The sequence below is a fragment of the Leptospira meyeri genome (genome assembly GCF_004368965.1).
Lineage (GTDB): Bacteria > Spirochaetota > Leptospiria > Leptospirales > Leptospiraceae > Leptospira_A > Leptospira_A meyeri.
Genome location: NZ_SORO01000001.1, coordinates 467,101 through 481,049, shown reverse-complemented (window position 1 = coordinate 481,049; position 13,949 = coordinate 467,101). Strand labels below are relative to the sequence as shown.

Annotated in this window: 13 protein-coding genes; 5 read left to right on the top strand and 8 right to left on the bottom strand. The window is 37.1% G+C overall.

Features of this window, described 5'->3' with window-relative positions; genetic code table 11:
• Genes CLV96_RS19920 through CLV96_RS02255 form a run of 4 tightly spaced genes read right to left on the bottom strand, consistent with a single transcriptional unit; the run spans nucleotide 1 to nucleotide 3,400 of the window.
• Nucleotides 1–810, bottom strand: coding sequence for a hypothetical protein (locus tag CLV96_RS19920; protein ID WP_243836388.1), 810 nt, complete (start codon nucleotides 808–810; stop codon nucleotides 1–3).
• 30 nt (nucleotides 811–840) lie between these two features.
• Nucleotides 841–1,347 carry a PrsW family glutamic-type intramembrane protease gene (locus tag CLV96_RS19915; protein WP_243836387.1) on the bottom strand — a complete coding sequence of 169 codons (507 nt, stop codon included), beginning with the start codon at nucleotides 1,345–1,347 and terminating at the stop codon, nucleotides 841–843.
• A 60-nt stretch (nucleotides 1,348–1,407) separates the two neighbouring features.
• Nucleotides 1,408–2,610 (bottom strand): VWA domain-containing protein, encoded by a 1,203-nt coding sequence (locus tag CLV96_RS02260; protein ID WP_004788956.1) that lies wholly within the window; start codon nucleotides 2,608–2,610, stop codon nucleotides 1,408–1,410.
• 1 nt (nucleotide 2,611) lies between these two features.
• Entirely contained in the window at nucleotides 2,612–3,400 is a 789-nt protein-coding gene (locus CLV96_RS02255) for an AAA family ATPase (RefSeq protein ID WP_004788550.1), read from the bottom strand.
• 110 nt (nucleotides 3,401–3,510) lie between these two features.
• Between CLV96_RS02255 and CLV96_RS02250 the strand changes: the two genes are divergently transcribed.
• Complete coding sequence (locus CLV96_RS02250) at nucleotides 3,511–5,421, top strand: hypothetical protein (RefSeq protein WP_040917657.1); 1,911 nt, start codon at nucleotides 3,511–3,513, stop codon at nucleotides 5,419–5,421.
• Nucleotides 5,421–6,131: a carbon-nitrogen hydrolase family protein gene (locus CLV96_RS02245; RefSeq protein WP_004788609.1), complete on the top strand. Its 711-nt coding sequence runs from the start codon at nucleotides 5,421–5,423 to the stop codon at nucleotides 6,129–6,131. Before CLV96_RS02250 ends, CLV96_RS02245 begins: the two co-directional genes overlap by 1 nt.
• Before the next feature lie 69 nt (nucleotides 6,132–6,200).
• Here CLV96_RS02245 and CLV96_RS02240 read toward each other — a convergent pair whose 3' ends face one another.
• The 3 genes from CLV96_RS02240 to CLV96_RS02230 are packed head-to-tail and all read right to left on the bottom strand — an operon-like array spanning nucleotide 6,201 to nucleotide 9,453.
• Nucleotides 6,201–6,761 carry a lipoprotein signal peptidase gene (locus CLV96_RS02240; protein ID WP_004788882.1) on the bottom strand — a complete coding sequence of 187 codons (561 nt, stop codon included), beginning with the start codon at nucleotides 6,759–6,761 and terminating at the stop codon, nucleotides 6,201–6,203.
• A gap of 20 nt (nucleotides 6,762–6,781) precedes the next feature.
• Complete coding sequence (locus tag CLV96_RS02235) at nucleotides 6,782–8,416, bottom strand: ABC1 kinase family protein (RefSeq protein ID WP_004789030.1); 1,635 nt, start codon at nucleotides 8,414–8,416, stop codon at nucleotides 6,782–6,784.
• Entirely contained in the window at nucleotides 8,416–9,453 is a 1,038-nt protein-coding gene (locus tag CLV96_RS02230; RefSeq protein ID WP_004788750.1) for a Gfo/Idh/MocA family protein, read from the bottom strand. Before CLV96_RS02230 ends, CLV96_RS02235 begins: the two co-directional genes overlap by 1 nt.
• 51 nt (nucleotides 9,454–9,504) lie before the next feature.
• Here CLV96_RS02230 and CLV96_RS02225 point away from each other — a divergent pair, with 51 nt between their 5' ends.
• The 3 genes from CLV96_RS02225 to CLV96_RS02215 are packed head-to-tail and all read left to right on the top strand — an operon-like array spanning nucleotide 9,505 to nucleotide 12,525.
• Nucleotides 9,505–10,884, top strand: coding sequence for a UDP-N-acetylmuramoyl-tripeptide--D-alanyl-D-alanine ligase (locus CLV96_RS02225; RefSeq protein ID WP_004788621.1), 1,380 nt, complete (start codon nucleotides 9,505–9,507; stop codon nucleotides 10,882–10,884).
• Between the two features lie 30 nt (nucleotides 10,885–10,914).
• Nucleotides 10,915–11,412, top strand: coding sequence for a 5-(carboxyamino)imidazole ribonucleotide mutase (purE, locus tag CLV96_RS02220; RefSeq protein WP_020777514.1), 498 nt, complete (start codon nucleotides 10,915–10,917; stop codon nucleotides 11,410–11,412).
• 12 nt (nucleotides 11,413–11,424) lie between these two features.
• Nucleotides 11,425–12,525: a 5-(carboxyamino)imidazole ribonucleotide synthase gene (locus CLV96_RS02215; RefSeq protein WP_004788384.1), complete on the top strand. Its 1,101-nt coding sequence runs from the start codon at nucleotides 11,425–11,427 to the stop codon at nucleotides 12,523–12,525.
• A gap of 8 nt (nucleotides 12,526–12,533) precedes the next feature.
• Here CLV96_RS02215 and murC read toward each other — a convergent pair whose 3' ends face one another.
• Entirely contained in the window at nucleotides 12,534–13,946 is a 1,413-nt protein-coding gene (gene murC, locus CLV96_RS02210) for a UDP-N-acetylmuramate--L-alanine ligase (RefSeq protein ID WP_004788375.1), read from the bottom strand.
• Between the last annotated feature and the right edge of the window lie 3 nt (nucleotides 13,947–13,949).

The window sequence follows — 13,949 nt, the reverse complement described above, 5'->3', positions numbered from 1 at the left end:
TTAAGATAAAGTTTTTCTCAAAAATAAATTTTTAAAATTCTGCTTTAAACGAAGGAAATGCCATTTAAAGAGAAAAGGAAAGGGAATTTTATCTAGTTGGCACATCGCCCCACAATTCCCCTCTTCATTCTCTCTGCACCATAGAATAGTTCCAGATAAACCAACAAAACAATCTAACCCAATCCAAAGGTCAAATTTGACTTTGGTATTTTCCGGAAACATCTGCGATGTTGGAAGGTAAAACATATTTGTTTGGATGTGGAAAATAGCAGAATTCTCTTCTAAATCTGCTACGTGTAAATCAACAGAACTAAATAAAGGCACCTCAAGCATTCGGTCTCGAAAAAAGTATGGGTTAATGATTCCGGCAAAGAAAAACATAAGTGATAATATAAAAGGATACATCACAAACAAAGCAAAGTAATCTTGTATTGGTAGGTCTGGAAATTTAAAAGAAATCCATTCAGGTGATTCAAATAATAGATAAATCGATAAAATTCCAGGTAAAAGAAAAAACGCAGTGAGAATCGAATGACGTAAATTTGGGTATCTCAAAAGTTTGATCCCTGAAGTGGAAATGTGTTTTTGTACATTTTGAATCCAACCTTCATGGCGATTGTGACGACTAAGAATTTCATACTCTTCCATATTCATATTCATTAATTTAAGAATATGACCGGGTAGAAGGATTCTTGATTTAGCAATCGTTAATTCTAAAATAAAAAACAAGGAAAGAATACAAAAAGGGAGAATCAAAAGTAAATCAATTTCTTGAAAAATAGAAAGATTATACAATCCATGAATTCCCACACAGAGGGAAAAGCCAAAACCTAATTTTCCTCATTTAAAAATTGGATTTTTATGAAATAGAAACATCATAAGGTAAGCACCTACAAGTCCCCCATTCATCATGTGTACGGGAAGAGCTGTAATCGATCGGAGCACTTGCGACCAAAGACCCGTATTTATAAAATATAAAATATTTTCCACGAGGCCAAAGCCACCACCTAACACTAATCCGTAGAAAATTCCATCAGTGACAGTAAACTCATCCTGGTTTTTCCTAAAAAATAAATAAATTCCAAGTAGTTTGGAAAGTTCTTCTACAAAAGAAGATAAGATAAAGGAATTCCAATATGGTCCCCCGTTGGGAAGCCAATTTAATAAAAAGGCTTGTAAGCCAAGCGCAATCCCTGCACTAAAAATTGAAAAAGCAAAGGCAGTGTATTGTAAAAAGGACTCTGTAAACCTGTAAAAATGAAATCGGTAAAAAGAATAATAAAAACCTAGAGTCACCAAATTGATAAGGCAAATGACCAAACTCGGATTGGAAAATTGGTTGATCATTTGGTAAAATTAACGGCAGAAAAACGCTGAAAATCAATGAGAATTGTAATCAAAAAGGGATTAAACCAATCTTTTTACAGCCTTCCGTAAACCCTCAATGGTTAGAGGAAACATTGGCACTACATCTTCAATGGCTTCAATGGTAGGAGCGCCCCAAAAACGTTTGGGTTCGGGATTAAGCCAAACCGATTCTGGGAAATAACCAATAAGTTCTCTTAAAGATTCTAGCCCACTTTTTGCTTTTCTTTGTTTTTCTTCTGTATTTGCTGAATGATACGCATAAGGGTTGTAAGGTGTCCCCATCAACTCGTAAGGAGCCATATAAGCATCACCTACAAATATCAGTTTTGTGTTTTTTCTAAACTTCTCCTCAAAATGTTTGAGAGAGATTCTTGATTGGAATTCATGGTTTTCATATAAAAATTCGTGAAAGATATTATGGAAAAAATAATTATGAACTTCTTTAAAATGATAAAGCCCTCGACTGGCACTAAAAAGTTTGCTCACTCGATCTGAATGCGGGGTCATGCTGCCCCCAATGTCCATTATGAGTACGAGCCGAAGCGAGTTTTTACGTTCTCTTTCTTCGACAAGTTCAATCTCTCCCCCATTCTCACAGGTTCTATCAATCGTTTTCTCAACATGCAATTCTCTCCTTCCTTCTTTTTTTAAAAAGCGGAGTTCTTTTAAAGCCAGTTGGATGGAACGTGTATCTAAAATTTCATCTTCACGGTAAGCTTTGTATTTTCTTTCATTCCACAAACTAACACCGGATCGATTTCCTTCTCCTTCCGTATTTCCCCCTATGGAAATTCCATTGGGATTAAATCCGGAATTGCCAAAGGGAGAAGTTCCCGAAGTTCCTACCCATTTATTTCCGCCATCGTGTCTTTCTTTTTGTTCTGCTAACCTTTTTTTTAGCTCTTCAATGACTTCTTCCATGCTCATATGAGGCGCATTTTGTTTTTCTTCATCAGTCAGATGTTTGGGAATATTTTCTTCTAACCATTCAAACAAAGTCTCTCGAAACTGAATTCTTTGTTCTTTCCAAGAGCCAAAGGTTTGGGAAAATGCTAAATCATAACTGTCAAAGTATTTTAAGTCTTTGACAAAATTAAGACGACCAACTCGGTACAGTTGGTCCAAACTCATATAACCGGAAGGATCTGTTAGTTTTCTTAAAGTTTCCAGAAAAGCAATGAGCTCTCCCGTAGAACAAGGAACAGATTCCCGGCGCAGATTGTAAAAAAAATCCAAAAACATATCAGTTTAAGTAAACTCGGTAATCCTCTTCCGATTTGAATAAAGTTCCTGCAAAGGGAATTTTGCTCGATTCCAAAGTTTCTCCTGAAACAAGGAGGACTTGAATCCAATCAAGGAGTTCACTTGTAGAAGGTTTTTTTCGAAGGCTTTCAATTTTTCTGATCGAATAAAACATTGCCAAAGCTTTTTCCATAAATTCGGTTTCAATCGAAGGATAATGTGCTCTGATAATTTCTTTCATTGCTTCCCTTTTTGGAAATTCAATATAATGAAAAATACACCTTCGTAAAAAAGCATCCGGTAGTTCCTTTTCATTATTTGAAGTGATGATGACAATTGGCCTTTCTTTTGCGATGATATGTTCCTTGGTCTCCGGGATAAAAAATTCCATTTTGTCTAATTCCAAAAGTAAATCGTTCGGAAACTCAATGTCTGCTTTATCAATTTCATCAATGAGAACTACCGCTTTGTGGGATTGAGAAAAAGCTTCCCCCAAAGCGCCAAGACGAATGTAGTTTTTGACTTCCCGAACTCGGAGCATGGCCTCTTCTTCTGGAAATCGTGAATCATTGAGTCTCGAGACAGCATCATAGAAATAAAGTCCTTCCTTCGCAAGACTTGTGGATTTGACATGCCAACGATAGAAAGGAAGTTTTTTGGTCTCGGCAAGGAAGCTGGCAAGGAGTGTCTTTCCAGTCCCGGGTTCTCCTTTGAGTAGGAGTGGTCGCTTTGTAATTTCCGCAACTTGGACCGCTTCTTTTAGATCTTCGGACAGGATATATTCAGCCATGGTGTACCTTTTGGACTCCAATCTTTTCCGAAAAACAGGGGAATCCACTAAAAATTGCTTTTTGTAAGAAATTGAATTCCCATATTGAGGAATTGGAACGATAGTAAATTATGGGCGATTTTGATAATACGAAACGGGCAATTGGCGTAGGGAAACTGGATGATTCTGCAAGAAAGGATATGTTCAATAAGTTTGTCAGCGCCGGCGGGGAGATCATAAAAGAAAAACAACCGCCAAAGGAAGACGACACGAAAAAAAGTCGCCCGGAACCTAAGGTGCGCCAAAGCACAGTTTCTCGAGGTGGAGATGACAGCCGTTCGGGAAGTCGTGGGAATAACCAAAACAAATCCGATTCAGGGAATACAAAGTCCCAAGCAGATTCTAAAGCGCAATATGAAAAAGAGATTAGTAGTTTCTCTGCTCGGTTTGGAATCAAACTGAAATGTTGGCTTGCTCGGGTTACTTCCTTTGGTTCAAGTGATCTCACTCCCAAGTTTATGCACGACTTCAGTATGCGCGCAAAACAAGCATTAATTGAGTTGCAATATAGTGGAAATGAACTTTTAGCAAACCAACAATATTCTCCACAATTGAGTAAGGCTCTAGACAAAATCAATCCTCTACTTGTGGAATTACTTGCGATGGGTCAAAAACTTTACAATGGACCTGAATTAACAGACATTACTGACCCAATTATGGTTGCTCCAGAATCTCCTGTCGCCATTGAGCGCGTAAAAAATCCTATATATGCCCTTTTTAAAAGGATGTATATCCTCTACCCCTACCAAGAGACTTTGAAAAAATCTTTTGTACAGGCGTATGATGAATTACAAAAATTAGAAGGGAAACCTGCTCTCATTTACGCAAATAAAAAACGCAAAGTAACACAAGAAATAGACAACTTATTTGAAGGTTTTTTCGACAGACTGTATCTAGTAGTTCTTCGTGCTGAAAATAAAAATATTCCACTCATTTCTCGTTATATGGAAAATCTTCTTGGTATTAATCCTGAAGATCGCCCTGGACAAAGAAAGTCAGGTGAAAACGTTCCTGGTGGAAAAGAATTAGAATCCAAAGATGCAAAAAAGGAAGAAGAGAGTAAGGATGAGGATAAAAAAGAAGAAGAAATCCCTCTCTCCAAAGAACAGGCATATGGCCTGCGATTGATGCAGATGTATTCCATCCCCAAACTTCGTAAAAAGTTTGATCCGAAAAATGAATACGCAAATATTCCAGATTCAGACAAAGCTCTACTTGCTTTGTTTTACTTTTATGAATTTGATGATGAATATTCATTTGTGATGACCACAAAAAAAATTGATATCAAACCTGGCTCTGTCAATGGAGTGAAGGTTGACTATCGTCAGAAAATGTTGGATATCTACGAAGGAACAAGAACCATCATTGATCAATTCCGGATTTATAACGACATTCTTAGAGAATTAGAGAAACACAAAGCAAATCCGGGGGCAAATTACATTGAAGCCTCAAAGAAATTAACGGGAATTGAACAAAAACGTACCGGACAATCAAGGACTGTTCGTTTGGCGATTAAAGAATTTAGTTTAAAATCTAGAGATTCCCTCCTTGTGCTCATCAAAGATATGAAAGGCAAAAAGGAAATCGTCGCTAACATGAATGATGTTTTAACTTTGGATTCAATGGAGTCTCGTAAAAGACTAAATAAAAAACCAGTGAAACAATGTATCATGGAATCCTATTGTTATTTAATGGCCTTGTATGATCGATTGGAAACCGGAGATTTGTTTGGTGGACTTGTGGAACTCACACCTGAACAGATGAAATCTTCTTTCGGTGTAGACATTGGAAACGGAAACGTAGAATCCAGTGGAACAGAACTGGCCGATTTGGACAAAGATACAAATGAAACTGATTCTATGAACCAAACTTCGAATGATACAGAAAGTACGGGAACAAATGCAGTTTCAACAGATGAAGAAAATGACAGTTCTGATGATCCTTTAGATGATGACATATTACCATCGGGGAATCCTTTTTAATGGCAGTCATAAAAATCGCAATTTATCAGAAGAACTTACACAAACGGATTAGCCCAGAGGAAATTGCCAAAATCCAACAAACTAAGGCACATTTTTTAATTTTACCGGAAGGATTTCCTCACTTATTTCAAAGTGAATCTCCTGAGAATGCGTCAAAACACGAGAAAGAATACCAAGACCATTTATTGGAAATTTCAGAAAGTTTTTCAGGAGTCATTTTAGGTGGAACACATTACCGCAAAAATGAAGATGGAATTTTGGTTTCGGCTCTTCCCATTCTCCAATCTTTAGTCCTTGTCGATTTTTATGAAAAAAAATCTCCTTCTTCCTCGAAAGAACCTGGAGTGAACGCAGGAAAAACAGAATCCATTTTCATTATGGGTGGTCTCAGGTTTGGTCTTCTTGTAGGGGAAGATCTGGAAAACAAAGCCATTTGGGATGAATTTAAAAAAGAAGACATCGAAATTATTTTTTACCTGTCTTCGGCAGAACAAAACCGCTCTTATGAAGAAGATCTAACTTATTTTGAAGCACTTGCAAAAGAAAAATCTGTTCATTTCATCCGAGTTTGCGGTCCATCAGAAGGAAAGCCAGCAAGAAGTTTGTACGCCTCGCCTTCAGGAATCAATTGGAAAGTGGGAAAAGTGGAAGAAGACAAAGATGTATTAAAAACTTTGTCCGTAAATGTAATGAGAAGTTATTTGTTATAAACTTTTCCATTTGGGACAAAATAAAAAACAGTTTGTCCCAAATCTTTTTTCATATCTCTGTTAGAAAATTTATTTTTTGTCTAACTCTTTCCAATCCATCGTGAGAAGTAGAATCACAATCCCAATTGAAACACAGGAGTCTGCAACATTGAACGCAGGCCAACGGTCAAAAAGTAAAAAGTTTGGCCACTCAAAGTCTAAAAAGTCAACGACTCCAATGTATTCAATTCCTGGTTTTTCAGGTGTGAATCCAAATCGAAACCCTTCACCCGGAATTTTTACAAAAAATTTATCTAAAAAGTTTCCAAATGCCCCTGCCATAACAAAGTTCCAACCCCAGGCGTTTCCCAAATCGGCATTTTGCCAACGATAGAAAATCAAAAAAACAATGGCAAATCCTGTAGCAAATAAGGAAGGAAGAGCATTATCTTGGAAAAGGCCAAACACAAAACCTGTATTAAATGTTAAAGACAGTTTAAAAAATTCACCTAACACGGGGATACTCTCATGAGCTAACATTTTTGTAATGATGATGTATTTTGTGATAAGATCTAAAAAAAGACCAAATAGAACAAAAGCCAAGTATCCAGGTTTAAAGACAGAAAAAAAAGGAGTTTTAGGTAGATTCATAAATTAGAGAGAGTCCGTTTTTATTTTTGTTTCCAATAACTTAGACTCGCTTTGGCTAAAGACCAAAAACTAAGTCCTGATAGTATATAAAATAATATGCTTGGTTCTTTCCAGAATTTTTCAGAATAATACATTCCGAAAAAGAAAAATATCGATCCTAATGCTCCGAAGGTGAATATTTCCTTCAGTCTTAGCTCCTCTTTTCTTGAAGAATCAGGGGTTTGGAATTCACCTCTGTTCCATTTATATAAAAACTCGTTTAATTCCTTCGGTAAAGAAAAAAGGCTCGTAATGAACTCCTCTCCCTCGTCCTTCCAAAGTTTTTTTAAGGAACTTCCTTTCAGAACTATTTGAGAAAATGGCTTTTCCGCATAGTCAATCATAGAACGGGTTGGATCCAAATAAGAAGAATTTCCGAGTAAAAGGGCAAGGACCCGGTGGAGGCTTAGGAAATTCGGTGGGAGTTTTAGACTGGAAAGCAAACGTTTCAAGCTGACTTGGATTTCTTTTAGAAAACGGAGATCCTCGGCTGGCTTTAGTGTCTCGAAGCTGATATTACGAAAATGATCCGTCGATTCCAGAATACGATTTAGTTTTTCAAGTGAGTATTTGACAATTTGGATGAGTTCTTCTTTTGATAAGGACTCAGTTACAGCACCTAACTCAAACAAGGATTCTGTGATCAAATGATAATCTTTTCGCATTGCACCGATTAATATTCTTTCCAAAATTCTTGTTTCTTCTTCCGAGATGGACTGAACGGCTCCAAAATCAATAAAACAAAGTTCCCCTGTATCCATAAAAATCAAATTTCCAGGATGTGGATCCGCATGGAAGAAACGATACTCAAAGATCATTAGTATATAAGCACGAATCAACTTTTCTAAATTGGGATTCTTTTTTGTATGAGATTCAAAAGGGTCAATATCATAGATTTTTTTACCCTCCACAAACTCTGTAACTAATGTATGTTTGTTACATAATTCGTCGATGGGATTTGGGAAATAAAAATCTTTCTCCAAAGCAAATAATTGTTTAGTATATTTTAAGTTTTTTAACTCACCGCGAAGATCAAGCTCCGAACGTATCATTTTGTTTAATTGTTCGTTCACTTCTTTGGCTGAAACTTTAAATACAAACCGATCAATAAGCCAAATTACCCGAGAAATAGTTTTTAAATCACGAACGGCATCTTCTTCTATTTTTGGATAAAGAGTTTTGATTGCGACTTTTTTTCCGTTATAGTAACCGATATGGACCTGGGCAGTTGATGCGCTTGCATATGAAGATTTGTCTAAATTCGTAAAGATTATTTCCATCGATTTTCCATAGTCATGTAACCAACGTTCATCGATTTCTTTAAATTCTCTCGGTGGAATTTTGTCCTGTAAATCTTGGAGCTCCCATAAAAATTCTTCAGGTAGTATATGGAATAAATTGCTTATAAATTGGCCAATTTTGATGTAAACACCTCCCATAACAAAAAAGAGATTCTTCGTTTCTTTTCCTTTTTGTTTCAAAAATTGAATTCGGAGGGTTTCATACTTGGGTTCTGAATTGAATTTCTTCTTAAATTTTGTTAAAATGAGATATTCAATCCAGGTTTTGATAACATATATATAAATAGAAGCGGATCGTTTTTTTTTTGAGTTCATTATTTTCGCCTGTAAATTGATTCTATCAAGTTTAGAATCTCGATATTATCTGCAAGATTACCTTCCATTCTTTGTTTTTTTCCTTGGATCACCTGAACAATTTCTTCGTAAATTCCAATGAATGCGTTGGCTGTTTCTGGTTTTGGGAATTGTTTGGGGACAAATGGAACTAAACTCCGAAACCCTTGGTATAACTGGGAAGGTTCCGATTGATAGAAGGAAAATCCGTCATTAGAACAAATGATTCGATTTGTAGTTGTATGAATGTCTAGTTCAAACTGAAAGTAGTCTCGCCCACCCGAAACATCTAAAAATACCTCCACCCCAGCTTGGTTCTGAAACCAGGCAACAGCGCGTGTTTCCACAGAATTTTTTATTGGCCTTTCTAGTTTAGAATGGAGTAACGTTGGTTTTCCGATCAGCCAGTGAATCAAATCGACAGCATGTGTTCCGTCATGCAATAAGGGACCACCTCCTAACTTAGAAAAAGCAAGTCCCGGATTTTTTGCCGAAGTGAAAACAGAAGCTCGGATTGATTTGAGTTCGCCAAACACACCCTTGGTGAGTCGGTCTTTAACAAATCGGTAGCTAGGATGATACCGTCTTTCATGGTTGATCCAGATCCGGGTATTGTGTTTTTTTGCCAACTTTTGAATTCTTTTTGCGCCGTTTTCAGTAAGGGCCACTGGTTTTTCAATGAGTAAGTTGGGAATTCCTGATTGGATACATTGGATGGCCCAATCTTCATGGTAGGAGCTGGGGGTAGAAATCACCGCCAAATCGATGGAAGATCCGAAGGACGTTTTCCTTGGGTCATTTGAAACAAGTTTTGATTCCTGGTTCCATTGTGATTGGAATGATTCGCATTTTTTTTGGTCCGAATCATATCCGAGAAGAACCGAAAACCGTTTTTTTCCCCAATCTGATTGCAGGACACCCATATGGGTACAAGGTTTTTTGCGAAAAGGATCCCTTTCCAAACCGGAACAAATCCTTCCTAGACCGATCAGGATGGTTTTGATTTTGGATCGTTTCATTTATCTTTTTCTTCCAAATCTTTCTTTCTGAAAGAAACTGGCGTAGAAGCTATGATCGCACCATTTGAATATTCCCTGTCAACTATTCTAAGTTTGTTTTCCAAAGACTGGCACTGGGACCAAAAAGAGAATCCTACCTTCCAATGGATCACCACCTCTTCAGTTGAGTCAAAAGACCACACATTATTTGTTCCATTGCGGGGAACAAGAGATGGACATGAGTTTATCTCTGATGCCTTAGCCAAAGGTGCTTCGGCATTCCTCTGTGAAAAGAACCATCCAATTTTGAATACTCTTTCTGAATCCGAAAGGAATTTGGCCATCTTGGTTCCCGATTGTTTGGTGGCGCTGGGAAAACTAGCAAATTATCATCGCAATCGATTCCAACCTACCCTTCTTGCAATTACAGGTTCTTCTGGAAAAACAACGACTAAGGATTTGTTAGGTGGTTTATTCGGTTTTTTAAATCCTAAAACACTGGTTGTAACGGAAAAAAATTATAATAATGAAATTGGATTACCTTTTACATTATTTCGGATCACTGAAAAAACTCGTGTTGTCATTTGTGAGCTTGGAATGAACCATAGGGGAGAAATTGCCAGACTATCTCACATTGCAGAACCCACACATGCGCTCATAACCAATATTGGTTCGGCTCACATTGAAAATCTAAAATCGAGGGAAACAATCGCAGAGGAAAAAATAGATATCATCCAGGGTATGCGCCCCCAATCCGTTTTATTTGTACCGGACGATTTAGAATTCTTACAAAGAGCAAAACAAAGAGCGAAACAAAGAAAAACCAAACTAATTGTTTGGAGCCATAAAAAGAAACCGAACTTAAAAACAATCCAGGTAAAACCCAATGGATTTCTATTGGAATGGAAAGGTAAAAAAGTGGATTGGAAACTTCCAGGTGAAAAACTTTTAAGCAATGTACGTGGAATGGTTGCAGTCGGTACGCATTTCCAAATAGATCCTAATCAAATCTTAAAAACAATTCAGAATTACAAAAGTCCAGACAAACGTTTGAATATCAATCGAGGATATTATACGATCATTGATGATTGTTACAATGCAAACCCCGAATCAATGTTGTCAAGCATCGGGGCAGCCAACCAGTTCTCTGGTACCAAAAATGTAGTCTGGATTCTTGGTTCGATGAAAGAATTAGGAAAATTTTCGAAATATTACCATGAAGAAGTCGGTAAAGAAATCCAAAGAATCGGAAAGGGAATCTTACTTGGGTTTGGTGAAGAAACAAAGCCTATGGTAAAAAAAGTACCGAATGCTCAGTGTTTTCTCAATGTGGACGAACTCATTCAGTTTGTAAAATCAAATGTTCCTAAAAAATCAATTTTACTAGTGAAAGGTTCTCGATCGATGAAAATGGAAAGAATTGTTATGGCCTTGGAAACATTTAAGGGTTGATCCAGAATTGGCTTTTCCTAGATTACACGTATGCCTACAAATCTACCCAAAGTAGCCGTGATCATGGGGTCTCATTCCGATTGGGAAACTATGAAAGAAGCTTGTGATATTTTGTCAGAGTTTGGAGTTCCTTTTGAAAAGGAAATTGTATCCGCTCATCGTTCTCCAGAGCGAATGGTAGAATTTGCAAAAACGGCAAAACAAAATGGTTTTGGTGTCATCATCGCGGGCGCTGGTGGTGCCGCTCATTTACCTGGAATGACAGCCTCCCTTACCACCTTGCCGGTATTAGGTGTTCCAGTTCAATCCAAAGCATTAAATGGAATGGATAGTCTTCTCTCCATAGTGCAGATGCCGAAAGGTGTTCCTGTAGCAACTCTTGCCATTGGGACTAGTGGTGCCGCAAATGCAGGTTTACTGGCAGTTCGGATTCTTTCTCTTTTGGACAAAACATTACATTCAAAGTTAGAATCTTATGCAGAAACAAATCGTAAGTTAGCTCTTTCAAAAAATGACCAACTTATCTAAAGAGAATCATATATGAAAATTGGTGTTTTAGGATCGGGACAGTTGGGCCAAATGATGTGTTTAGAAGCACTCCCCCTTGGTTATGATTTTTTTTGTTATTCTCCTGATAAAGAATCCCCTTCTAAACGTGTGGGAGCTGAATCGACAGTAGCATCTTATGATTCACTTTCAGATTTAAAAGAATTTCTTGCAAAAGTAAATGTTCTTAGTTTTGAATTTGAAAACATTCCCAAATCAACATTAGAGTTTTTGGAATCAGAAGCAAAACAAACCCCTATTTATCCGCCACCGAGGGCTCTGATCATTGCCCAAGACAGATTTTTGGAAAAAACCCATTTTAGAAAATTAGGATTTCGAACTGCTGAGTTTTTTCATCTAACAAAGGATAGTGCAGATCAAAAAATTCCGATTGGTTTTCCATGGATCATTAAAACTTTAAGATTTGGGTACGATGGAAAAGGACAGGTGAAAATCCAGGAGGAAAGCCAATTCCGAAAGTTTTTAGAAACGGCATTTCGAAATCAAAACGAAGAATACTTAATTGAAGAGGTAATTTCATTTCAAAAAGAAATCAGCATCATCCTCACTCGGTTCCAAAATGGAGAAATTGTCTGTTATGGTGCTATTGAAAACGAACACAAAAATCATATTTTGGATCTCTCCATTTATCCCGCAAGAATTCCTGCAGGGCTTAATTTAGAAGCAATCGAAATGGCTTCGAGACTTTCCGAATCCATTGGTTATATTGGTACCATTGGTGTGGAATTTTTTCTCAAAGACAATCATTTGTACTTAAATGAATTTGCACCTAGACCGCATAACACGGGACATTTTACTCAAGATTGCCAAAGTTTTTCCCAATTTCATTTGCATGTTTCGGCCATCACTGGTAATCTTCCGCCAACGGATGTTAGGCCAAAACCCACTTTAATGAAAAATATTTTAGGGAACCAATATGAGGAAAGCCTAGGGATTGCCCGTACACTTTTAAAAGATGATCGATACCAGTTGCATTTATATGGTAAAAAAGAAGCGAAAATTGGAAGAAAAATGGGTCATATGAACTTTAAAGGAAATTTAGAGGAAGTAAATCCCCTTTTCCACGATTTATAAATCATTTATTATTTTAGTAAACTAAGACCCCAGTCTCGAACATTGCCAGCACCTAAACAGAGAAGAATATCTCCTTTGTTTAATTTTCTTCTGATAATGTTTAAATCGGATTCGATTTCTCCACTTAAGAATTCTGTATTCTTTGGATTTAAATATGGTATAAACGATTGGTGTGTGATTCCAGGAATTGGTGTTTCCCCAGCGGAATAAATTGGGAGCAAAAAAAGAAAATCTGCCAAAGTCAATGACTCTGCTAAATCCTCTAACAACAATTGTGTCCGAGTATATCGATGTGGTTGGAAAATTACCACGAGTTTACTGTTCGATTTTAATTGGTTCTTTAAGGAACGAATGACCATTGCAATTTCTGTTGGATGGTGTCCGTAATCATCCATAATCGTTACTTCATTCCGAGTTCCCAATGTTTCTTGTCTTCGTTTCACTCCAATGTAACGAGATAGGATTTCCACTGAAACTTCAGGTGAAACACCTGTTATATAAGCACCTGTTAAGGCAACGAGGCCATTTGTCAGATAATGGACACCTGGAAATGGTAGGTGTAAAAAATGACTTTGAGACCCGGGAAATTGAAATTCCAAAACACCGTCTTTGATTTCATAGACAATTGGAACCAATTGATCTCCAAGTTTTGAAACAAGTGTTCGAAACCAATCTGCTTTGACTTCACTTTTTTCCATACAAAGAAAAAGATGGAAATCGGGGTGAAAGGAAATTTCTTTCGTTTTATGAGATAATACATCCCGAATCCCGGGGTCATTGGCAAATAAAACAAGGTCCCCTGCAATACCAAATGCCATGTAATCAAAAAATGCATTTTCTAAACGATCTCTTGTTTTGTAATAATCCAAGTGGTCGTTATCAATATTTGTCAATAAACGAATTGAGGCTTTGTGTTTCAAAAAACTTCCATCAGATTCGTCTGATTCGTAAACAGCAAAATTTCCTTTTCCTACTTTACCGCCCCTTTTTTCAAGGAGACTTGTATCTCCGCCAATCATAATGGTAGGATCCATTCCCTGTTCGGAAAGAATTTGTGAAACCATCGTTGTTGTTGAAGTTTTGCCGTGGCTACCTGCAACAGAGATTGATCTCTGTTTAGAAACAAGCAGGTGCATAAATTCAGATCTATGTTTTAGAGAGATTTTTTTTTGTTTAATTTCATCAAACACTTGTTTGTGTTTATCATTGATAGCTGAGCTATAAACAACCATTTCTATTCCTTCTAACGGAATTTTAGAAATATCATTTTGAATGAAAGCCCCTCGTTTTTCTAAGTAAGCTGTGGTATCGGTATTTTTCTGATCATATCCCAATACAGGTAGCTTTAAATCGAGAGCCATATGAGCAAGACTCGACATCCCACTCCCACCAATTCCTAAAAATAAAATCGGACCTTTCATTTT

Bases quoted from the DNA above. Each gene is read 5' to 3' on its own strand.
- CLV96_RS19915 (WP_243836387.1), bottom strand. From the start codon at position 1,347: ATGATCAACCAATTTTCCAATCCGAGTTTGGTCATTTGCCTTATCAAT.
- CLV96_RS02260 (WP_004788956.1), bottom strand. From the start codon at position 2,610: ATGTTTTTGGATTTTTTTTACAATCTGCGCCGGGAATCTGTTCCTTGT.
- CLV96_RS02255 (WP_004788550.1), bottom strand. From the start codon at position 3,400: ATGGCTGAATATATCCTGTCCGAAGATCTAAAAGAAGCGGTCCAAGTT.
- CLV96_RS02250 (WP_040917657.1), top strand. From the start codon at position 3,511: ATGGGCGATTTTGATAATACGAAACGGGCAATTGGCGTAGGGAAACTG.
- CLV96_RS02245 (WP_004788609.1), top strand. From the start codon at position 5,421: ATGGCAGTCATAAAAATCGCAATTTATCAGAAGAACTTACACAAACGG.
- CLV96_RS02240 (WP_004788882.1), bottom strand. From the start codon at position 6,761: ATGAATCTACCTAAAACTCCTTTTTTTTCTGTCTTTAAACCTGGATAC.
- CLV96_RS02235 (WP_004789030.1), bottom strand. From the start codon at position 8,416: ATGAACTCAAAAAAAAAACGATCCGCTTCTATTTATATATATGTTATC.
- CLV96_RS02230 (WP_004788750.1), bottom strand. From the start codon at position 9,453: ATGAAACGATCCAAAATCAAAACCATCCTGATCGGTCTAGGAAGGATT.
- CLV96_RS02225 (WP_004788621.1), top strand. From the start codon at position 9,505: ATGATCGCACCATTTGAATATTCCCTGTCAACTATTCTAAGTTTGTTT.
- purE (WP_020777514.1), top strand. From the start codon at position 10,915: ATGCCTACAAATCTACCCAAAGTAGCCGTGATCATGGGGTCTCATTCC.
- CLV96_RS02215 (WP_004788384.1), top strand. From the start codon at position 11,425: ATGAAAATTGGTGTTTTAGGATCGGGACAGTTGGGCCAAATGATGTGT.
- murC (WP_004788375.1), bottom strand. From the start codon at position 13,946: ATGAAAGGTCCGATTTTATTTTTAGGAATTGGTGGGAGTGGGATGTCG.